General features: G+C 63.3%; 17 protein-coding genes. 8 read left to right on the plus strand and 9 right to left on the minus strand.

Annotation, left to right across the window (positions count from 1 at the left end):
* The 7 genes from BUB04_RS12150 to BUB04_RS12180 all read left to right on the plus strand — a co-directional run.
* On the plus strand, positions 1-437 hold a 437-nt coding region (locus BUB04_RS12150; protein WP_178371980.1), incomplete at its 5' end, for a transposase.
* A gap of 568 nt (positions 438-1,005) precedes the next feature.
* Positions 1,006-2,139 (plus strand): alanine dehydrogenase, encoded by a 1,134-nt coding sequence (locus tag BUB04_RS12155; RefSeq protein WP_178371981.1) that lies wholly within the window; start codon positions 1,006-1,008, stop codon positions 2,137-2,139.
* Positions 2,140-2,437: 298 nt separating this feature from the next.
* Positions 2,438-3,241 carry an ABC transporter substrate-binding protein gene (locus BUB04_RS12160; RefSeq protein WP_218588443.1) on the plus strand — a complete coding sequence of 268 codons (804 nt, stop codon included), beginning with the start codon at positions 2,438-2,440 and terminating at the stop codon, positions 3,239-3,241.
* 287 nt (positions 3,242-3,528) lie between these two features.
* A complete protein-coding gene (locus BUB04_RS12165) occupies positions 3,529-4,197 on the plus strand; it encodes an amino acid ABC transporter permease (protein WP_073039981.1) in 669 nt (222 codons plus the stop codon).
* An 18-nt stretch (positions 4,198-4,215) separates the two neighbouring features.
* The gene (locus BUB04_RS12170) at positions 4,216-4,884 is read left to right on the plus strand and encodes an amino acid ABC transporter permease (protein ID WP_143156466.1); all 669 of its coding nucleotides are present in this window, start codon (positions 4,216-4,218) and stop codon (positions 4,882-4,884) included.
* Between the two features lie 181 nt (positions 4,885-5,065).
* Positions 5,066-6,046: a 2-hydroxyacid dehydrogenase gene (locus BUB04_RS12175; protein WP_143156467.1), complete on the plus strand. Its 981-nt coding sequence runs from the start codon at positions 5,066-5,068 to the stop codon at positions 6,044-6,046.
* 238 nt (positions 6,047-6,284) lie between these two features.
* A complete protein-coding gene (locus BUB04_RS12180; RefSeq protein WP_073039884.1) occupies positions 6,285-6,941 on the plus strand; it encodes a hypothetical protein in 657 nt (218 codons plus the stop codon).
* A 13-nt stretch (positions 6,942-6,954) separates the two neighbouring features.
* Here BUB04_RS12180 and BUB04_RS12185 read toward each other — a convergent pair whose 3' ends face one another.
* From BUB04_RS12185 to BUB04_RS12205, 5 genes are all read right to left on the minus strand, one after another.
* Positions 6,955-8,400: a TolC family protein gene (locus BUB04_RS12185; protein ID WP_073039886.1), complete on the minus strand. Its 1,446-nt coding sequence runs from the start codon at positions 8,398-8,400 to the stop codon at positions 6,955-6,957.
* Between the two features lie 246 nt (positions 8,401-8,646).
* Positions 8,647-11,877 (minus strand): efflux RND transporter permease subunit, encoded by a 3,231-nt coding sequence (locus tag BUB04_RS12190; protein ID WP_073039888.1) that lies wholly within the window; start codon positions 11,875-11,877, stop codon positions 8,647-8,649.
* Positions 11,874-13,244, minus strand: a complete 1,371-nt coding sequence (locus BUB04_RS12195) for an efflux RND transporter periplasmic adaptor subunit (protein ID WP_073039890.1) — start codon at positions 13,242-13,244, stop codon at positions 11,874-11,876. Before BUB04_RS12195 ends, BUB04_RS12190 begins: the two co-directional genes overlap by 4 nt.
* A 14-nt stretch (positions 13,245-13,258) precedes the next feature.
* A complete protein-coding gene (locus BUB04_RS12200) occupies positions 13,259-13,750 on the minus strand; it encodes a MarR family winged helix-turn-helix transcriptional regulator (protein ID WP_073039892.1) in 492 nt (163 codons plus the stop codon).
* Positions 13,751-13,947: 197 nt separating this feature from the next.
* Positions 13,948-14,331 carry a YkgJ family cysteine cluster protein gene (locus BUB04_RS12205; protein WP_073039894.1) on the minus strand — a complete coding sequence of 128 codons (384 nt, stop codon included), beginning with the start codon at positions 14,329-14,331 and terminating at the stop codon, positions 13,948-13,950.
* A gap of 166 nt (positions 14,332-14,497) precedes the next feature.
* Between BUB04_RS12205 and BUB04_RS12210 the strand changes: the two genes are divergently transcribed.
* On the plus strand, positions 14,498-14,908 hold the full coding sequence (locus BUB04_RS12210; RefSeq protein ID WP_073039983.1) for an HIT family protein: 411 nt from the start codon (positions 14,498-14,500) through the stop codon (positions 14,906-14,908).
* Between the two features lie 335 nt (positions 14,909-15,243).
* Here the strand turns inward: BUB04_RS12210 and BUB04_RS12215 are convergent, their stop codons facing one another.
* The 4 genes from BUB04_RS12215 to BUB04_RS12230 are packed head-to-tail and all read right to left on the minus strand — an operon-like array spanning position 15,244 to position 19,574.
* The gene (locus BUB04_RS12215; RefSeq protein WP_073039896.1) at positions 15,244-16,113 is read right to left on the minus strand and encodes a glycosyltransferase family 2 protein; all 870 of its coding nucleotides are present in this window, start codon (positions 16,111-16,113) and stop codon (positions 15,244-15,246) included.
* A 10-nt stretch (positions 16,114-16,123) separates the two neighbouring features.
* Positions 16,124-17,863, minus strand: a complete 1,740-nt coding sequence (gene ispH / locus BUB04_RS12220) for a 4-hydroxy-3-methylbut-2-enyl diphosphate reductase (RefSeq protein WP_073039898.1) — start codon at positions 17,861-17,863, stop codon at positions 16,124-16,126.
* Positions 17,860-18,945, minus strand: a complete 1,086-nt coding sequence (gene dusB, locus BUB04_RS12225; protein WP_073039899.1) for a tRNA dihydrouridine synthase DusB — start codon at positions 18,943-18,945, stop codon at positions 17,860-17,862. The genes ispH and dusB overlap by 4 nt, the downstream gene beginning before the upstream one ends.
* Positions 18,942-19,574, minus strand: a complete 633-nt coding sequence (locus BUB04_RS12230) for a cyclodeaminase/cyclohydrolase family protein (protein WP_073039901.1) — start codon at positions 19,572-19,574, stop codon at positions 18,942-18,944. The genes dusB and BUB04_RS12230 overlap by 4 nt, the downstream gene beginning before the upstream one ends.
* Positions 19,575-19,596 lie beyond the last annotated feature (22 nt).

Genomic DNA, 19,596 nt, shown 5'->3' on the forward strand with positions numbered 1-19,596 from the left:
ACGCCAAAGGCCAAATGCTGATCCGGCCCAGCTTGGAACTGGAGGGCTGGTGGACGTCCCTTTCCGTGGAAGAAGATCAAGTGATTGCCTTGTATGAAAAGCGGGGCCTGAGCGAGCAGTTTCACAGCGAGATCAAATCCGATCTGGACTTGGAACGATTGCCCTCCGGAAAGTTCGCCACCAATGCCCTGGTGCTGACGCTCGGTGGATTTGCCTACAATATCCTTCGCATTCTTGGGCAGAATGGACTTTTGGGGAGATTTTCGCCGGTCCGCCATCCGGCGAAGCGTAGACGAGTACGGACGGTGATCCAGGAACTGATGTGCCTGGCGGCCCGAGTGATCCGAACAGGGCGCCGGTTGAAGTTGCAGTTCGGAAGACACTGTCCGGCCTTTCGTGCTTTTCGCAGTGTGTATCTCAGGTCCTGCCCGGCATAGCCCGGGCCTCCTCAAGAGCACGCAAGCGGGCTGACCGCAAGGTTTTAAAGGGCTACCAATGTCTCGTGAGGCGTATGGTATCCCCATGGCAAGCGGCTTTCCTGCTGCTGACAGTCCGGATGATGCCGGAAGGATCGCGACCGGACGTCATGAGCCTCCGAAAAGGATTCCGAATGCTCCACCGTCAGTCTGCCAGCTTTTTATTCAGGGATTCAGGGCCCTTTTACGCGAGTTTTTGAAAAGGCCTCTGCTCCCTGTCCCAGAAGAAACGTTCTATGAATAATCAAAATTCGTGCCAAGGAAAGCCGATCAAAGGGTGTTCATAATATCCTGATATAACGCATAAGAAAACCCCGACCGAGTTAGCGGGTTGGATAGTGTGTGAAATAAAGTTCGTTTTAGGTGTGGATTCGGCTGCACAATCTGTTTCTTTCGTTGCACACTCTTTCTTCGGCGATCTCCCGAGGGGATTCCCGGAACCAGTCTGTTGCGAGGGATGCAGCTGGTTGCTATACAGCGAAAGGGAAAGCCAGGAAAAAAGGCGCACGGAAAGGGGGACGGACTCGTCATGAACATCGGAGTGGTGAAGGAAATCAAGCCGGAAGAGTACCGGGTGGCGGTGCTGCCGCAAAACGTTTCGGAGCTGGTGCGGGCCGGGCACGCCGTGACGGTGGAGAGCGGGGCGGGGGCGGGAGCCGGGTTTTCCAACCAGGCCTACCGGGAGGCCGGGGCGCGCCTGGCGCCTACGGCGGCGGAAGTGAGCGAAGCGTCGGACCTTCTGGTGAAGGTGAAGGAACCGGTGGAGGAGGAGTTCGAAATCTTCCGCCAAGGCCAAATCCTTTTTTGCTACCTTCACAGCGAAACGCGTCCCAAGCTGGTGGACATGCTTCTGGAAAGGCGGCTTACGGCCGTGGCCTTCGAAAACGTGCGGGAATCGGACGGGTCCTTTCCGCTGCTTCGGCCCATGAGCGTCATCGCGGGGCAGCAGGCGGTGCTCCAGGGCATGCAGTTTCTGTGGAACCACCGGGGCGGCGTGGGAAAGAGCCTCGTGGCCTATCCCGGGCTGGAGGCGCCCGTGGTGGTGGTGCTGGGCGCGGGCGAGGCGGGCCGTCCGGCGGCCCGGGTGGCCGCGGCCCTGGGGTGTCGGGTTCACGTCTTCGAAATCAACCAGCGCGCCATCCGCGCCTTTGCCGAGACGGCTCCGGCCAATGTCCAGATCCATAACGCCCACGTGGTGGACGTGTCCCCCTACGTCGCCGCCGCGGACATGGTGGTGAACACCGCCACGGTGCCGCCCCACAGCGACCGGCACCTCATCGACCGGGACCTGGTGCGGCGGATGAAAAAGGGAAGCGTCATCGTGGACGTGACCGCCAACCTCCGGGGGGCGGTGGAAACCGTCGACCGCTACACCACCCACTCCGATCCCGTTTGGGAAGTGGACGGGGTGATCCACTACGCGGTCACCAACATTCCCGGGACGGTGGCCCGGACCGCTTCCCGGGCCCTGGCGCTGGAGATCTTTCCGTACTTGAGGGTCCTGGCCGATCGTGGTATCCCTGAGGCGTTCCGACGCAGCCCGGCTCTCCTGGAAGGCGTGACCGCCGTGGGCGGGATTCTCACGTGGCACGAAGCGGGAACGTTCCAGAAGCGGGCCTGGATGCCGCCCCATGAGGCCCTGGAACGGCTTTGGCCGGCGTGAAGATCCCGAATTCGATCGACGGGTCGGAGCCCCAAAGGGCTGCGCCGCGAAAAGAGCGATCATCTCCAGTGTTTTCGGACAAACTCCCGGGAGCTTGCCCGAGAGCCCGTCAACCCGTCGCTCCCGCACAGGCGGGAGCCCATAACGCGCTGCAGATCCCGGGTCCCCGCTTCCGCGGGGATGACGAAAGAATATTGAAGCAGGCAAAGAGGCTTTCCCCCCTCGAACGATCCCGCCGGATGGTGCCGGTCTTTTCGACCGGCTGCATTGTTTCCCAAACCCTAGCGAGGAGGCAGTCATGGGACGATGGGCAAAAACACTTTGTGCGTTGGGCATGGTGGCGGCGTTCCTGTTCGGCCTGAGCGCTCCGGCGGCGGCCGACACCCTGCAGGAGATCATCCAGCGCGGGGAGCTGCGCGTGGCGGTCCAGACCCAGGGGCCTCCCTTCAGCTTCGTGGACAAGAACGGTGAACGGACGGGAAGCTCCGTGGAATTCTGCAAGCTCATGGCCCAGGAAATGGGCGTCCAGGTGAAATTCCTGGACTACGACTGGGACGGGCTCATCCCGGCGCTCCTTTCCAAGAAGGCGGATCTGCTGGCCGCGGACATGACGGCCACCCTGAAGCGGGCCCTCAAGGTGTCCTTTACCGATCCCTTCTACTATACGGGAGCCGTGGTCTTCGCCAAGAAGGGCAGCGCCTTCAAGACCATCGAAGACTGCAACAAGGAAGACGTGACCATCGCGGTCCTCCTGGGAAGCACCGGTGAGGCCGAAGCCAAGCGGTTTTTTCCCAAGGCCAAGATCAAGTCCTACAAGGGCGGCGGGCCGCTGCTCATCAACGCCGTGCTGGCGGGGCACGCGGACATCGGCGTGAACGACGAAACCGCCGTGGTGGGCCAGATGCAGGAATTCCCGCCGAACAGCATCGAGATCCTGCCCATTCGCCTTTCCAAGCAGCCCCTGGCCTTCGCCGTGCGTCCCGAAGACACCCACCTTCTGCAGTGGATCAACCTCTTCTTCCGGTGGGTCCGCGAAGACGGCCGCTACGACCAGAACATCAACTACTGGGTGAAGTCCCTGGATTGGAAGAAAGACCATTAGCAGAGGATTAAGGATTAGAGGATTAAAGGATTAAAGTGGCAAGGAGCAAGGGGAAGGGGAAGAGTTTGCGGATGGGCCGGTTCTTCCCGCCTTTCCCTTTAAACCCCATCACGGACGGCCCGTGACAACGAAGGATGAAACGCACCTTTGGGAAGTAGGCCCCTGTAGGGGCGAATGATTATTCGCCCCTACAGGCCGCGCGCATGAACCGAATGAGGTCGCGTTTCATATTGACCTTGTCCCTTTCGCCTTTTACCTTTCCCCTTTCTCCTTTCCTCGGAGCCGGCATGCTGGAAGCCTTCAATTTCCGCGTCCTTTTTGATTACATGCCGCTGTTTCTCAAGGGGCTGTGGGCCACGGCCTGGCTTTCCGCCATCTCCCTGGCGGGAGCGCTCCTGGTGGGCATGGTGGCCTGCGGCGCCCGCCTGTCTAAATTTCGCATCCTTTCGGCCCTGGCGGGGGCCTATATCGAAGCCATCCGCTCCACGCCGCTCCTGGCCCAGCTCTACTTCCTCTATTTCGGACTTCCCAGCCTGGGCGTGCGGCTCCCCGAATACCAGACGGGGATCCTGGCGCTGTCGCTCAACAGCGGCGCGTATATGGCTGAAATCATTCGAGCCGGAGTCCTTTCCGTGTCCTGGGGGCAGATCGAGGCGGCCATGGCCTACGGGCTCAACTACTTCCAGCGCATGCGCTACGTGGTGCTTCCCCAGGCCCTGGGCATCACGATCCCGCCCCTACTGGGCCAGGCCATCGTGCTGGTAAAAGACAGCGCGCTCCTGTCCCTCATTTCCGTCTTCGAACTCACCCGGGCCGGGCAGATCATCACGTCTGAGCGGTTCATGCCCGCCGAGGGCTTTTTCACCACGGCCCTGCTCTATCTGCTCATCTATTATGCCTTGAAGGCCTTTTCGTCCTGGTGGCAGAAGCGGCTCATCTTCGTCCAACCGGCATAGGAGCGAGCGTTCCCGATCATGTGGCTCTATTACTTCAAGCAGCTTGTGCAGACCTTTCCCTTCTTCCTCAAGGGGCTGTGGATGACCGTGGCCGTGTCCGGCCTGAGCCTCGTCATGGGGACGGCCATCGGGTTTGCGGCGGGCATCGTCCGGGCGTCCCGGGTTCCGGTGCTGGGAAAGCTCCTTTTCGCCTACGTGGATTTCATGCGCGGGACGCCCTTCCTGGTGCAGGTGTTCATCGTCTTCTTCATCCTGCCCGAATGGGGGATCCAGTTGGAGGCCTTCTCCGCCGCCGTCTTGAGCCTCACGCTCTACGCCGGCGCGTACATCTGCGAGATCGTGTCGGGCGGGATCACGGCGGTCCCCCCCGGTCAGACGGAGGCGGCCAAGGCCACGGGACTCAACTGGTTCCAGCGCATGCGCTACGTGGTCATGCCCCAGGCCATGAAGACGATCCTGCCGCCCCTGGTGGGCCAGTACGTGCTCCTCATCAAGGATTCTTCGGTGGTTTCCGTGATTGGCGTCACCGATGTGACCCGGGTGGGCTGGTTCACGGTGCAGCGCATCCCGGAAGGACTCATGGTCTTCGGCCTGGTGGGGATCCTTTACTTCGTGGTTTGCTACCCGCTGATCCGCCTGGCCAACCAACTGGAAAAGAAGCTTCGGGTGGACTTCGGCGGCCTGTGAGACCGCCGGGCGGAGCGGCAAGATGACCCCATTCCGCGGGGCTGAAGCCCCGCGGCTACGAAAGGAGACGGATTCCTGCACCGACGGACACCGCACCGTCGGAGACGTGCCGGGTGGGGACGAAAAGCCTTGAATCTTTCGTCCCGTAATTTTCCGCCGTTCAATGAAGGAGACCTTGGAAATGAAAGTGCTTGTGACGGCGAAACTGCCGGACGAAGCGGTCCGCAAGCTGATCCTGGCGGGCTGCGATGTGGACGGGCACGGGGAAGTGCGCCCCATGAACCGGGAGGAACTCCTGGCCCGGGTGGAAGGGGCGGAGGGGCTCTTGTGCACCATCACGGACCGGATCGACCGGGAGGTCTTCGACAAGGCCCCGGGGCTTCGCGTCGCGGCCAACTACGGGGTGGGATTCGACCACATCGACGTGGCGGAAGCCGGCCGTCGAGGCATTCTGGTCACCAACACCCCGGACGTGCTCACCGACGCCACGGCGGACCTCGCCTTCGCACTCATCCTGGCCGTGGCCCGGCGCGTGGTGGAAGGGGACCGGAGGACCCGTTCCGGACAGTTCCGGTTTTGGGCGCCCCTTCACTTCCTCGGTACGGAAGTGAGCGGCAAGACGCTGGGGATCGTGGGGTTCGGGCGGATCGGGAAGGCGGTGGCCCGCCGGGCCCGGGGTTTCGACATGCAGGTGCTCTACACCGCTCGAAAACCGCTGGAGAAGAGAGAGGAGGAACGCCTCGGCGTTCGATTCGCCCCCCTGGAGGAGCTCCTGGCGCAATCCGACTTCGTGTCGCTCCACGTCCCGCTTACCCCCCAAACCCGCCACCTGATCGGGGCCCGGGAACTGTCGCTCATGAAGCCGTCCGCCTTCCTCATCAACACGGCCCGCGGGCCCGTGGTGGACGAAAAGGCCCTGGTGGAAACGCTCCGAGGCGGGGGCATCCGAGGAGCCGGCCTGGACGTTTACGAGAACGAACCGGAGCTCACGCCGGGCCTGGCGGATCTCCAGAACGTGGTGCTCCTGCCCCACGTGGGAAGCGCCACGGTGGAAACCCGTACCCGCATGGCCGAGATGGCCGTGGAGAATCTTCTGGAGGGCCTGGCCGGGCGCCGACCTCCCCATTGTCTCAATTGGGAGGAGGTAAAAGGTAAAAGGTAAAAGGTAAAAGGTGAAAGGTGAAAGGTAAAAGGTAAAAGGTAAAAGGTAAAAGGTGAAAGGTGAAAGGTAAAAGGTGAAAGGTAAAAGGTGAAAGGTAAAACGTGAAAGGTGAAAGGTGAAAGGTGAAAGGGGGCGGTGGAGGCGGCCTTCGGCGCCGCCTTGATCTCTGACGGGTGCCGGGTTATGGTGCCTCTGACAAGTCCCTTCGTTTTCAGATGGCGAGCAGAGGGGATTCGCCATGGATGCCGTGGAAAAAATCAAGGAATTCCTGATTCCTGAACTTCAGGCCATTCGCCAGGAGAACCAGTTCATCCGGGAACGGCTCACATCCGTTGAAGCCCACCTGATCGACCAAAGCCGCCGTATCGACCAAGTTCGTGAGGAACTTTCGGACCAGATCGCCAGGACGAACCAGCGGATCGATCAGGTCCGTGAAGAGCTCTCGGAGCAGATCGGCCAAACGAACCAGCGAATCGATGCGACGAACCAACGAATCGATGGACTGACTCAGCGCATCGACGTGACGAACCAGCGGATCGATCAGGTCCGTGAAGAGCTCGCGGAGCAGATCGGCCAAACGAACCAGCGAATCGATGCGACGAACCAACGAATCGATGGACTGACTCAGCGCATCGACGCGACGAACCAGCGGATCGATGCATTGCGTGTCGAGCTCACGGATCGCATGGACCGCACCAACCAGCGGATTGACTACACCAATCAGCGGATGGATGAGCTCCGGTCCGACCTCATAGGGCGAATCGACGGAACCAACCGGCGCCTGGATGAGTTGACCGCGAAGGTCGTCTATGAAAAAGACGTATCCGAAATCAAGAGCCACGTGCTGAGGCTCCAGGAGCAATACGCCGAACTTCGGGCCAAGTCGGCCGTCTGAATTTTTCCTTCCTCTACCGTTCCAGAATCTTTCCCGTGGCGGCGTCAAGCTGCACCCAGGCGTCTTCCAGGCTGTGCCGGGCTTGGGCCAGCTGGCTTTGGGCCTGCACCAGGTCCCGCTGGGCCTGCGTGAGCCGTACCAGGGACGCCTGGCCCGCGGTGTATTCCTTTTGCACCAGATCCCGCGTTTGCAGAACGAGCCGGGCGTTCCGGCGCTGGAGCCGAAGCTGTTCCTGGGCCGCCAGGACGCGTGCCACGGCGCTTTGCACCTGGGATGCCGCTTCGGCCAGGAGGTTTCGGAGCGCGTGGTCCGCTTCCCTTTCGGCGTGTCGGGCTTCCCGGTAGGACGCGAGGTCCTCTCCACCGGAAAAGAGCGGAACGGTCATGCGCACCCCCACGGAAGAGGCGAAGTCGTCTTCTTCCAGGTGGGCGTCTCCGTAGCGGTTTCCTTCCAGGCTTCCGAAAAGACTCAAGGAAGGATAGAAGCGCGCCCTGGCGGATCCCACGCCCGCCCGGGCCGCCAGCAGAGCCATCCGGGCCGCCTTCACGTCGGGGCGGTGATCCAAGGCGTACGCCACCTCTTCTTCCGCCTTGGGAGGAGTGAGCAGGGCCGGGGACGCTTCCTTCAAGGGCGCCAGGCGCACTCCCGGCCCCAGGGCCCCCTCCGGCAGGCCCATGAGAGCCGCCAGACCGGAAAGAGCCACCCGGTAATCGCGCTCCGCCTCGATCTTGCGGGCTCGCGCCAGGTTCACCTGCACCTGGAAGTTGAGCACATCGCTCAGGGAACCGGCTCCTGCCTCCTCCCGGGCCCGGGCGTCTTCCAGCTGACGTTGGTTGAACGCCTCGTCCGCTTCGGCAATGGCCACGTTCTCCAGGGCCAGTTGGGCCCCGTGGAAGCTGGAGGAGACGGCGGCCAGCAGGAGTCGCCGCGCTTCCTGGAGCGCGGCTTCGGTGCGGTTCCGGTCGAACCGGGCGGCGGCCAGGGCGAATTCCCGACGGAATCCGTCGAAAAGGGTCCAGGTGGCCGTAAGCGTTGCGCTGTAGATGTCTTCCCTTTCCGGAGCCGAGAGGGACGAGAAGGAAGACGCTCCGGTACCGGTCCCGGAGAGCGCACTGCCTGCAGTCGCGTTTTCCGGGTATTTGGTGTGGGTGAGACCCGCTGAGGCTTCCAGCCGGGGCGAATAGCCCGCCCAGGCCCGGCGGATCCGCTGGCGGGCCTGTTCCACCCTCTCGGCGGCTGCGGCCAGAGACGGGTTCCATTCCAGGGCGATTCGCTGGGCGGTCTCCAGATCCAGAACGGCGGGCACCTCATGGGACGCCGGCGGGTTGACGGACGGGGTCTGCCCCAGGGCCTGATGGGGAACGGAGAGGAACAAGAGAAAGGCCATCAAGGCCGCCGACGCCACGGTCCGCATCGGTCCGGCGGCGGTTCTCTGCGGGGGATTTTTCCGCAAGCGCATGGAAAGCACTCCTTGTATCACGCCACGTCCCTTTCAAAGGAAGTTTCGCAAAACCTCATCCGGCCGGCTGAGGGGCCCGACTTCTTTCGTAGCCGCGGGGCTTCAGCCCCGCGGAAAGTGGCCATCGCGACCCCATGAAGTGACCGGCAATACCCGATGGTCCCTCCGGTGTCCGGCGCTCTTCCGCAGCCCTGAAGGGCTGCGCTACGAGAAAACCGGTCATCCCCAGCGTTTTCGGTTAGCCTCCTAGGCGGCCAGGGCCGTCTTGTCCTCGTCGGCCGCCCCGGTCATCAGGTCCACTTTGCGGAGCCGGGCCGGCTCCACGGCTTCGCGGCTCTCGGGCCATCTGCCGTGACGGAGACGGAATCCCAGCAGCCGCACGTCGTTCAGGATGGTGTAGAGGTTCGGAACCAGCACCAGGGTGAGCACGGTGGCGAACAGGACACCCGCCGCCAGGGCCAGGGCCATGGGAATCAGGAACTTGGCCTGGAAGTCCGTTTCCAGGATCATGGGCGTGAGCCCTCCCACGGTGCTTACCGTGGTCAAAACGATGGCCCGAAAGCGGCGCTTTCCCCCCTCGATGATGGCGTCGAAAAAGCGCATGCCCTCCGCCAGGTTTTCGTTGATACGTTCAATGAGCACGATGGCGTCATTGACCACCACGCCGGTAAGGGCCACCATGCCGAAAAGGCTCATGATGGAAAGGTCGTAGCCCATGACCAGGTGGCCCGCCACGGCGCCGATGAGTCCGAAGGGAACGGTGGTCATGATCACCGCCGGCTGGATGTAGCTTCGGAAGATGGTGGCGATGATGATGAAGATGCCCAAAAGCGCCATGGGAAAGCCGATCTTCAGACTGTCCAGGGATTCGCGCATCTTTTTCTTTTCTCCCTGCAGGGCCACGTGCACGTCGGGGTACTTCCGCTGGAGCTGAGGAAAGAAACTCGCCGACAGCTCCTGGAAGATCTCGTTGGCGTTGGCCCGTTCGGTATCCACCGCGGCGCTCACCGCCACGCGCCGCATGCCGTCCGTGCGGGTGATGACGGAAAACCCGGGGGCGTAGTCGAAGTCGGCCACGGACCGGAGGGGCACTTCCGCGCCCCGGGGCGTGCGGATGCGGATGTCGTTCAGGCGGGAAAGGTCGCGCCGTTCCTCCTGCGTGTACCGGACCTTGATGCGGATGTCGTCCCGCCCGCGCTGGATCCTCAGGGCCTCCTGGCCGTAGTAGCCCGCATAGACCTGCCGGGCCAGGTCATCCACGGTCAGCCCCAAGGTCCTGGCCTCGGGCTTGAGGCGAAGGCGCAGTTCCCGTTTGCCCGCCGAGTAGTCGGAGCGGATCTGATAGACCCCGTCGAAGCGGCGGAGGCGCTCCATGAGGTCGTGGGAGGCGGCCAGGATGTGGTCCATCCGGGAGCCCTGGATCCAGATCTCGATGGGAGCGCCCGGCGGGCCGGCCTCCATGCCTTCGAAGGTGAGCGACTTCACGCCGGGAAGGGTGCCCGTCTCCTTTTCCCATTCCACCATGATGTCCTTGGAATGAATCCCGCGCCGTTCCGAAGGCAGCAGGATAGCCTGCACGGCTCCGTAATGGGGTCCGTAGCTGGGGATGTCCCCGATGGACTGGCCGGCCAAGGCCAGCCGGTCCACCACCAGGGGCTCCCCGGAAAGGGTCTTCATCCGGTCGTTCAGTCGAAGGAGCGAAGCTTCCAGGCGGTCCACCGCCTCCTGAGTCACCTCCACCGGGGTGCCTTCGGGAAACTGAACCGTGGCGGTCACAATGAAGCCGTCGATTTCCGGAAAGACCACGAACTTGACGATCCCGCCCCGTATGAGGCCTATGCTCACCAGGAGGACGGAGACGGCCGTGCACAGCCCGATGTAGCGCCAGCGAAGGACGGTGCTGAGAAAGGGCGCGTACACGCGGGCCACGAACCATTCCATGCCGGAACTCACCGACTGCTGAAGCCGGCTCACGCGCCCCAAGAGGCCTTTTTTTTCCGAACGGGCGTGATTGGGATCCGGCAGGTGGCTCAGGTGGGCGGGCAGAAGCAGCAGGCACTCCACCAGGGAAATGAGCAGGCAGGCGGTGACCACCTCCGGCAGGATGGCAATGAACTTTCCCATGATGCCGCCCACGTAGGCCAGCGGAAGAAAGGCCACCACGGTGGTGGTCACCGCGGCGATCACGGGAAGCCCCACCTCGCTCACCCCTTCCACGGCGGCGCTCAAGGCGCTTTCCCCCCGCTTTCTGTGGACGAAAATGGCTTCCCCCACCACGATGGCGTCGTCCACCACGATCCCCAGGACCATGATGAAGGCGAAAAGAGAGATCATGTTGATGGTGCCCCCCAGAGCCCACACGATGGCCAGGGCGCCCGCGATGGACACGGGAATGCCCATGCCGGCCCAGAAGGCCAGCCGGGCGTCCAGAAAGAGCCAGAGGGTGAGGAGCACGATCACCAGGCCGTAGAGGCCGTTTTTCAAAAGCAGGTTGATGCGGGCCCGGAGCATGTCCGTGGTGTCGTAGAGGATCTTGATCTTCAGGGTGTCGGGCAGTTGCTTCCGCGCCCTTTCCACGTAGTCGTGGACGGCCCGGGAAATCTTGAGGGCGTCTTCCTCCGAGGTCTTGAAGACGATGAGCATAGCCGCGGGATCGCCGTTGATGGTGGCCCGGATGGGATCTTCCGTGAACCCGTCCACGATGCGGGCCACGCGATCCAGGGGGATCATGTCCCCGTCGGGAGTGGCCAGAAGCACGATGGACGCCAGTTCCTCCCCCGTATACTTCCGCCCCACGGTGCGCACGCGGATTTCTTCTCCCTTGGTGCGGATGGTTCCGCCGGCCAGGTTCAGGTTGCTGCGGCGAACGGCGTCGGCCACCTGGGAAAAGGTCAGCCCGTAGCGGCGCAGGGCTTCCTCGGAGACTTCGATGGCGATCTCGTAGTCGCGGGTGCCGAAGCTTTCCACTTGGGAGATTTCCGGAAGCAACTGGAGTTCGTCCTTGACCCGCTCGGACCACTCCTTGAGGCGCGCTTCGCTCATCCGGCCCGCCAGATAGACCAGGGCAACGGGGTTTCGCACCGTCAGGTCCGTGATGATGGGCTCCTCGGCGTCCAGGGGAAAGGTGGAGATGGAATCGATCTTGCTCCGAACCCGGTCCAAAACCACGCGCAGGTCGAAGCTCTCCCTCACTTCGATCAGGGCCGTTCCCACGCCTTCGCGGGCCGTGGTGGTGATCTGCTTGATCCCTTCCACCCCCTCCAGGGCTTCCTCGATCTTGCGGCAGATCCCCTCTTCCACCTCCTCCGGATCCGCCCCGGGATAGGGGACCGTCACGGTGATCATGTCCAGGGAGAAATCGGGAAAGATCTCCTTGATCATGGACATGGCGGCCGTGATCCCGGCAAAGAAGATGAGCACCAGCACGATGTTGGCAAAAACGGTGTTGCGGGCGAAGGCCGCGAGGATCCGCTTCATGACCTCTTGTCCTCACCTTCGGCTTCCGCTTTCCCGTCCACCATCTGAACCTCCAGGAGCATGCCTTCCAGGGGGCTGGCGAGCCGGGTGACGATCACCGTTTCCCCTTCCTCGATTCCCTGGGAAATATAGGCCTCATCTCCCTGGATGCGGGCCACCTGGACGTCCACCGTTTTCAATCGGCCGTCCCGGGCCAGATAGACCTTGTCGTCGAAGGTGACCGCCCAGCGCGGCAGGCGCACCGCCCGCTCCAGCGTTCGGCCCGGGATGTCCACCGAACAGAACATGCCCGCCACCAGGGGCAGGCCGTCGGAAGCGGTGCGCGACGCCTCCCGGGCCGAGACCCGAACGGCCACGGTGAGGGTTCGGGTGTTCCGGTCGTAGTCCACCGCCCGGTGAAGCACGCCGTGCCAGGAATGGGAGGTGGGAGCTTCCGTCCAGCACACGGTGCAGGGAACGCGCCGGATGTTCTGGAACCAGGCCGCTTCCCTGGCGGCGGCGGGGGTGTCGAAAAGGAGCCAACGTTGCGCATCGCGGCTGTCCAGGGCCACGAGAATCTCCAGCTCGGAATCGTCGGCAAGCGTCACGGCGGGAGCTCCCGGGGAGAGGAACTGGCCGTATTCCACGGAAGAGGCCGTGACCCGCCCCTGGAAGGGCGCCCTCACCTCGCATCGCTCCCGTTGAATCCGCGCCCGCTCCAGCTGGGCCTGGGCCGCGCGAAGGCTGCTTTCCGCTTCCCGTATCCGCTGGGGGTAGACCGCCAGGGATCGTTGCAGCACGTTCACCTGGTCCACCGCCTGCTGATACACCCTCTCGGCGGCTTCCACTCCGCTTCGGGTGCCCACCTTGCTTTCGCCGTAAAGTCGGCGGAGCCTTTCGAACTCGGCCCGGGCCAGGTCCCGGCTTCGCTCCAGAGGTCCCAGCCGGGTCTGTTCCCGGGCATATTCTCGCTTGAGACGCTCCACGGTGCCCTTCCATTGCTCCACCATGGCCTGCGCTTCCGCCAGAGCCGATTCATAATCGCGGGGATCGATGCGGAAAAGGACGTCCCCGGCGGGAAGGATCTCCCCCACGTCCAGACGGGGATGCACATAAGCCACCGTGCCGGACACCTGGGGGGAGATCGTGACCGTGCGGACGGGTTCGGCGGTGCCGTAGCCCCTCAAGACGACGGGTACGTCTTCATAGACGGCCCGCACCGCCTGGACCTTCAGAACGCGTTCCGCTTCCACCGCCTCCGCCGGGGGCTTCTTGAGCCGGGAAAGGGCCGTCATGGCCAATACCCCGCCGGCCAGAAGGACCGCACAGACAATGATTCGAAAAAGAACTCGGCGGTTCGTCGCGATCGACTTCTTGGGTTCCGACATGATTTCTTTCCCGCCTACGGCAATCTTTCCAGCCGTTTCGTCTCATCGGTGAGGACCGAATGAACCCTTTCCAAAATGCGGCACCATTCCCGGGCCGTCTCCGGTCCCAACTCCTCCACCAGGTTCACGAACGCCTGGAGAATCGTCTCCTCCAGATGGACCATGTCCCGGCCGGCTTCCGGAGAGATCCGCACATGGACCCGGCGCCGGTCTTCCGGGTCCGGCTCGCGCACCACCAGGCCTTTTTCCACCAAACGGTCCACCATGGTGGATGCCGAAGGGGCGGAAACGCTCAGGGTTTCCGCCAGTTCCTTGATGGTCATCTTGCCCGCGTTGTGGATGAAGAAAAGCGCGTGCATCTGGGCCACCGAGATGTCGCCGAACCGGGCGAGAGCGCCCCCTTGGGCCTGGCGGGCGGCCACGATGCGGTTGATCCGGTCCCGGATCAGCTTGCCGGTGGTGAAGATGAAGCGGGCCTGTTCGAGAGGCGTGTCGACTTGAACCACTGAAAGTCTCCTGCAGGAAATTAGAAAAGCAAATAAATCGACATTCAAACATACAGGAGAAGGCCCCCCTGTCAAGGGATAAGGTGATGGGTGATGGGTGATGAGTGACGAGTGACGAGTGAAGGGTGAAGGGGTGGGGGGCTTTTCAGCCCGGCGATGACCCAGGCTTGAGCCCTGGGGAGCGGGCCGGGCTCGTTTCAGGCACCGCGGTGAAAAAAGTCCTGATATCTGGCAAAGATCTCGGCTTCCAGGTCTTCGTGCAGGAGCTCCAGGGGGCGGGCGCCGTGGGGACACAGGTAGTTGGGCGAGGTGCCGAAAAGGCGGCAGGTGAAGGGCCGGACCGGGTAGATGGTGCAGCCGCGATCCGTCAGGTACGGGCAGGTGGTGCCTTGGGCGGGCAGAACAGTCCTGCCCTGGGAGGCCAGATACTCCCTGATTCGGGCGTCTTCCAAGGGGGTGCGGGACGGGACGCCGAAACGCCGGCAGCATTCGGTGCACCCGTCGATGCACTGCATTTCCGGAATCATGGCGTAGAGGTCTTCCAAGGTGAAATCCGGCGCGCCGTAGGATTTCCGAGACATGTTCCAACTCCTTTCCCGGAGGTGTTTTCAAACGTGTTGTCAGAAAGAGGGTCTCATCGTATGGTGAAAAGCGGCCCGATTATAGAAAGGGAGCTTCGGCGGGGCAACGTCCCGGGGCCCCGTACGGTCGATCGGCTGAAGGAAAACCATGGAAGGAGGAGAGGACATGTCGGAATGCATCTTTTGCAAGATCGTTTCCGGAGAGATTCCCTGCGCCAAGGTGTATGAAGACGACCATGTGCTGGCCTTTCTCGACATCAACCCTCTCATGCCGGGCCATACGCTGCTCATTCCCAAGAAACACGCCGAAACCATCTTCGACATGAGCCCCGAGGAAGCGGCGGCCTGCGGCGCGGCCCTCCCGAAGGTGGCCTCCGCCGTCTTCAAGGGCATGGACGCGGAGGGCATGAACATTCTGCAGAACAATTACGAGATTTCGGGGCAGGAGATCTTCCATGTCCATTTTCATCTCATGCCCCGAAAGACCGGGGACGGGTTCAAGGTCCCCTGGCCCGCCAAGCAGTACGGACCCGGCGAGATGGAAGCCGTGCTGGAGAAGATCCGAGAGGCCTTCTGATTCGTTCCAGCCGGTGCGGCATCATGGGACGACGGGCCGATCTTTCCATTTTGTGCGGTCCTGAAGGGCGGGCATAAAGCCCTTCCCTGTAGGGACGCCTTGATTCCTTGTGTAGGGGCTGGGTTTATCCCCGCCCGCCGGCCCCTGTTCATTCATCGGTTCATCCGAAAGAGAACTGCGGATGAACGCGAATCGACGCAAATGGAAGTGACCGGTGTGTAGGAGCGGCGCAAGCCGCGATGAGCGTGGCCGGCAATCCAACAGCCGCGTGGTGACGCCAAGAGAATCGCGCCTGGCGGCGCTCCCACAAAAGGCCCTTGCCCCGAGCCGCTCTTTCATCCGCGCGGGTTGGAGCAAGGAGAGCCATGACTGTTCGAGGTGCCGTAGCGGGCCGCCAGGGAAAGGACGGCCCGCGCTTCCTCGCTCCGGCCCCTCTTGAGGCATCCCTGCGCGTAGATCCGCGCCTTGGCCTGGAGTGCGGCGACGGCCTGAACCCGCAGTTCCGCCGTAAGGTCTTCGGTTTCCAGGATCTTGGCGATGGCGCGGATCCGGTACCGATCCAGGGCCGGGACGGTGGCCGAAAGCTGGTCCGGATGGCCGCCCCGCTTGATCACCAGCGGTTCCGGCACAAGGCCGATGGGGCGGCGGCATCCGATTCGGAGCCACAGATCGTAATCTTCGCAGGCGGGAAGGGTTTCGTCGAAAAGCCCCACCTCGTTCAGAACCCTCCGGTGAATCATCACCGCCGACGGGCTCACCAGGCAGCGCTCCAGGAGCCTCCCGAAACAATACCCGGACGGTTTGGCGTGATATTTCTTGGGATTCCATCGCCGGCCGTTTCGGATCCACACTTCTTCCGTCTGGCAGATGAGCAGATCGGGGTGCTCTTCAAAAAAGGAAAGCTGGGCTCGAAGTTTTCCCGGAAGCCACAGGTCGTCGGAGTCGAGAAAGGCGATCCATTCCCCCCGGGCGACCTGGATGCCGCGGTTGCGGGCGGCGCTCACCCCCCGGTTTTCCTGGCGGATGAAGCGGAGGCGGTCCCGGTGGGGGCCCAGGGCTTCCGGCGTCTCATCCGTTGAGCCGTCGTCCACCACGATGAGTTCAAAGCGCGCATCTTTCTGGGCCAGGACGGATTCCACCGCCTCCCGGACCATGCGGGCCCGGTTATGGGTGGGGATGATGACGCTCACAAGGCCGGGAACCATGACTTTCCGTCTACAGGCTTTCCATCCAAAGCCAGAAGGCTCCCAGGATCCCCAGCGCCACGATCACCCCTTCGATGAGGGTTTCCAGCATGGGAGCATCCCGCAGCCGCTTTCCCCGGGAAACCTTGGCAAAGACGCCGTAGGCCGCGGCGGCCGGGAGCCAGAAGAGGGCGAACGGGGTGGTGAGGCCCGTCCATAGACCCGCCATGAGCAGGACGGCCAGGGTGAGGGCGGCGGCCAGCAGGAGCCGGATCGTCTTCTGCTCCCCCAGCAGCACCACGATGGTTTCCCGACCCACCAGCCGGTCTCCCTGGATGTCCAGGCAGTCCAGAAGGGCCGTTCTCAAAAGCACCAGGAGGAAAACCAGCGGGAACGCCCAGAGAAGCCGCCCGAAGCCGTCTCCCAGATGGTTGAGGTGCGGCAGCCAGACGGTGACGCAGGCCCAGGCCAGCGGAACCATGAAGGTCTTGGATCCGGGGATGTCCTTGATGGTCAGAATGTTTCGTTCCGTGAAGAATCGGCGCTGAAAGATGGGGACCGCATAGAGGGACCCGAAGGCCAGGAGCAGCAGCAGGGCGACGGCGGTGAACGGGCCTTGGGATGCGGCCAGCAGGAGGGCGAGCACGGCCGAAAAAGCGCTGGCCGCGGTAAAGACCTTCCGCCACTTCTGGTAGAACGCCGCCCGTTCGGGATCGTTGAGCTTGAGGGCCTCGTGGTCCAGGTAGCGGTTCAGGGTGTGCATGGAAAAGGCATAGGCGGCGGCCATGATCATGTGGGAAAGCCGGACCGGAAGGTCCGTGAGGGCCGACACGGCGGCCACCAGAAGCCCCGCGGCCAGGGAACAGCCCAGGTTGTTGTAGGCGAAGAGCTCCAGCCGCCGCTTCCATCCCGCCCCCTTGTCCTCCATCTCCGGTTCGATGCCTTCCAGGAACCGCACCACGTTCCGGATCATCCAATTGGGGGTGGAGGCCCCGGCGGAAACCCCCACCGTGGCGTATCGGGCCATGCGGCCGGGATCCAGATCCTTTTCCGTTTCCACGTGGTAGGTGGGCACCCCGCATTCCCGGGCCACTTCCGCCAACCGCACGGTGTTTCCGCTGTGGTAGCCGCCCACGATCACCATGGCGTCCACGCGTCGGCACAGTTCCCGCACTTCTCTCTGGCGGTCGTGGGTGGCGCCGCAGATGGTGTTTTCCACGATCCCGAGGGGGAATTTCTTTCGGAACCTCTCCACAATGGCCCGAAAGACCTCCTCGTTCTGGGTGGTCTGGGCCACCAGGAGCACCCGGTCCCAGTTGGGAAGGGCGTCCACGTGTTCCGGCTTCTGGATCACCGTCCCCCGACCTTCGGTGTACCCCATGAGGCCGATCACTTCGGCGTGGTCCTCGTCGCCCGCGATGACGACGTGATAGCCTTTTCTCGCGTGTTTGCGGATGATGGCCTGCACGCGGGCCACCCGCTTGCACGTGGCGTCGATCAAGCCGCGGCCGACGTCCTTGAGCCGACGGCGCTGATCGGGCGGGATGCCGTGCGCCCGAACGATGATCCACTTGTCCCGGCAGTCCTCCAGGTCCCGGGCTTCGCTGACGTCCCGCTCTTGGAGCATGGCCAGGACCTGGCGGTTGTGGATGAGCGGCCCGAAGGTGCACAGCGGCTCCCCGGCCTTGGATCGGCTCGCTTCCAGGGTCATCTCCAGGGCCGTGCGCACGCCGCGGCAGAAGCCGGCGGTTTCCGCCACCAGTACTTTCATGCGGGCATCCTTTCCGAAGGCAGGTCGTGACGTCCCGGCAGCCCTTCCAGGTCGATCTGTTTCAGGATGGGCCGCTTATGGATCTTGCAATGGAGAAAATCCAGGCCCTTTTCGGCCTGCTCCGCCACCCAGGCATCGAAAAGCGACAGCATCTCCCGGGCGTCCCGGGCGGCCATGATCCTCCCGCGGAGGGCGGACGACTCGGGACACCCCTTGGAATACCAGACCAGGAGTTTTCGCAGGATGCCCACGGCCCGGGGCTTTTCTTCGATGAATTCCACGGCGTGATCGCGGACCGTGCGCCGGAAGTCCTCCCAGTCGGGGCGGGGAGGCACGCGGGGAGGCCGGCCCAGTTCGCCCGCGATCACCTGGAAGAGCCACGGGTTTCCCAGGGCGCCCCGACCGATCATGACCGCATCGCAGCCCGTTTCCTGGATCATCCGGTGAAAATCTTCCGGAAAGACCACGTCCCCGTTGCCGATGACGGGTATGGAAACCGCTTCCTTTACCCGACGAATCCAGCTCCAGTCCGCGCGGCCCCCGTAGAGCTGACGGGCGGTGCGGGCGTGGAGCGTGACGGCGTCCGCTCCGGCCTCTTCCAGCTTCTTCGCCACTTCCAGGATGCAAAGGTTTTGCCGGTCCCAGCCGAGGCGGGTCTTCACGGTGACGGGGACGGAAACGGCCTCCCTGACCCGTTCCACGATCCGAAGGAGCTGGTCGGGTTCCTTGAGAAGGGCCGCGCCGGCTCCCTGGCGGGCCACCTTGCGGATGGGACATCCCGCATTGATGTCCACCAGAGCGGCGCCGTGAGCTTCGGCTGCGCGGGCGATTTCCGCCATGGCTTCCGGGTCCCGGCCGAAGATCTGCACCGCCACGGGAATGCCCAGCTCAGGGTCCCGAACGAGAAGCCGGCGACTGGCCGGATCCCCCCGGCGGTACCCTTCGGAGCTCACCATTTCGGTCACCACCAGGCCGGCCCCGAAACGGGCCATGACCCGGTGGAAGACCCGGTCGGTGATCCCCGCCATGGGGGCCATGACGAGGGGCGGGTCCACGGAGAGTGTGCCGATCCGAAGGCTCACAGCAGCTCCTTGGCCAGAAGGTCGTGGCATTGGGACTCGGCCTTCCGGATTCTCGCCAGAGCGGCGTCCGCCTTTTCTTTGGCTTCCGAGCAAAAGGCTTCGTCCTTGATGGATCCCAGGTTGATCCAGACATTGTAGGCGGCCACGGTGGCCCCGGCGCGGATCATCTGCACGGCCGCCCCGGCGTCGCTGGCCGCGTTGGGATTGCCGGAACGAACCGCTTCCAGGGCATCCTCGGCCAACTGTTTCAGGGCCAACAGGGTTTCCAGGGGAACGCGGGCGGCCTCCTTGAAAGCCTCCTGAACGGCTTCCCGGCGGGATCGTTTTTCTTCTTCCGTTTCCTTGGGCAGGCGAAAGGCGTCCACCACCTTCTGGTAGGCCTCGGTGTCTTTCTGGACCAGGGACTGGAAGAGAGCGATCCGTTCCGCGGCCCGCTTTTCGATGGGTTCCATGGTTTCCCAGCGGTCTTGGAACTTTTCCCTTCCCACCGTGAGCCGCGCCACCATAGTGGTGAGCGCCGCGGCCAGGGCTCCGGCCAGGGCGGCCACGCTTCCGCCTCCGGGAACGGGATTCTCCGACGCCAGTTCCTCGAGAAATTCCGTAACCGTCAACTGGTTGAGATTTTTCATGAATATCCTCCCTGGGATGAGG

The sequence above is a fragment of the Desulfacinum infernum DSM 9756 genome (assembly GCF_900129305.1).
GTDB classification, from domain to species: domain Bacteria; phylum Desulfobacterota; class Syntrophobacteria; order Syntrophobacterales; family DSM-9756; genus Desulfacinum; species Desulfacinum infernum.

Excerpts from the sequence above, each read along its gene's own strand:
- BUB04_RS12155 (WP_178371981.1), top strand. The coding sequence starts at position 1,006 with ATGAACATCGGAGTGGTGAAGGAAATCAAGCCGGAAGAGTACCGGGTG.
- BUB04_RS12160 (WP_218588443.1), top strand. The coding sequence starts at position 2,438 with ATGGGACGATGGGCAAAAACACTTTGTGCGTTGGGCATGGTGGCGGCG.
- BUB04_RS12165 (WP_073039981.1), top strand. The coding sequence starts at position 3,529 with ATGCTGGAAGCCTTCAATTTCCGCGTCCTTTTTGATTACATGCCGCTG.
- BUB04_RS12170 (WP_143156466.1), top strand. The coding sequence starts at position 4,216 with ATGTGGCTCTATTACTTCAAGCAGCTTGTGCAGACCTTTCCCTTCTTC.
- BUB04_RS12175 (WP_143156467.1), top strand. The coding sequence starts at position 5,066 with ATGAAAGTGCTTGTGACGGCGAAACTGCCGGACGAAGCGGTCCGCAAG.
- BUB04_RS12180 (WP_073039884.1), top strand. The coding sequence starts at position 6,285 with ATGGATGCCGTGGAAAAAATCAAGGAATTCCTGATTCCTGAACTTCAG.
- BUB04_RS12185 (WP_073039886.1), bottom strand. The coding sequence starts at position 8,400 with ATGCGCTTGCGGAAAAATCCCCCGCAGAGAACCGCCGCCGGACCGATG.
- BUB04_RS12190 (WP_073039888.1), bottom strand. The coding sequence starts at position 11,877 with ATGAAGCGGATCCTCGCGGCCTTCGCCCGCAACACCGTTTTTGCCAAC.
- BUB04_RS12195 (WP_073039890.1), bottom strand. The coding sequence starts at position 13,244 with ATGTCGGAACCCAAGAAGTCGATCGCGACGAACCGCCGAGTTCTTTTT.
- BUB04_RS12205 (WP_073039894.1), bottom strand. The coding sequence starts at position 14,331 with ATGTCTCGGAAATCCTACGGCGCGCCGGATTTCACCTTGGAAGACCTC.
- BUB04_RS12210 (WP_073039983.1), top strand. The coding sequence starts at position 14,498 with ATGTCGGAATGCATCTTTTGCAAGATCGTTTCCGGAGAGATTCCCTGC.
- BUB04_RS12215 (WP_073039896.1), bottom strand. The coding sequence starts at position 16,113 with ATGGTTCCCGGCCTTGTGAGCGTCATCATCCCCACCCATAACCGGGCC.
- ispH (WP_073039898.1), bottom strand. The coding sequence starts at position 17,863 with ATGAAAGTACTGGTGGCGGAAACCGCCGGCTTCTGCCGCGGCGTGCGC.
- BUB04_RS12230 (WP_073039901.1), bottom strand. The coding sequence starts at position 19,574 with ATGAAAAATCTCAACCAGTTGACGGTTACGGAATTTCTCGAGGAACTG.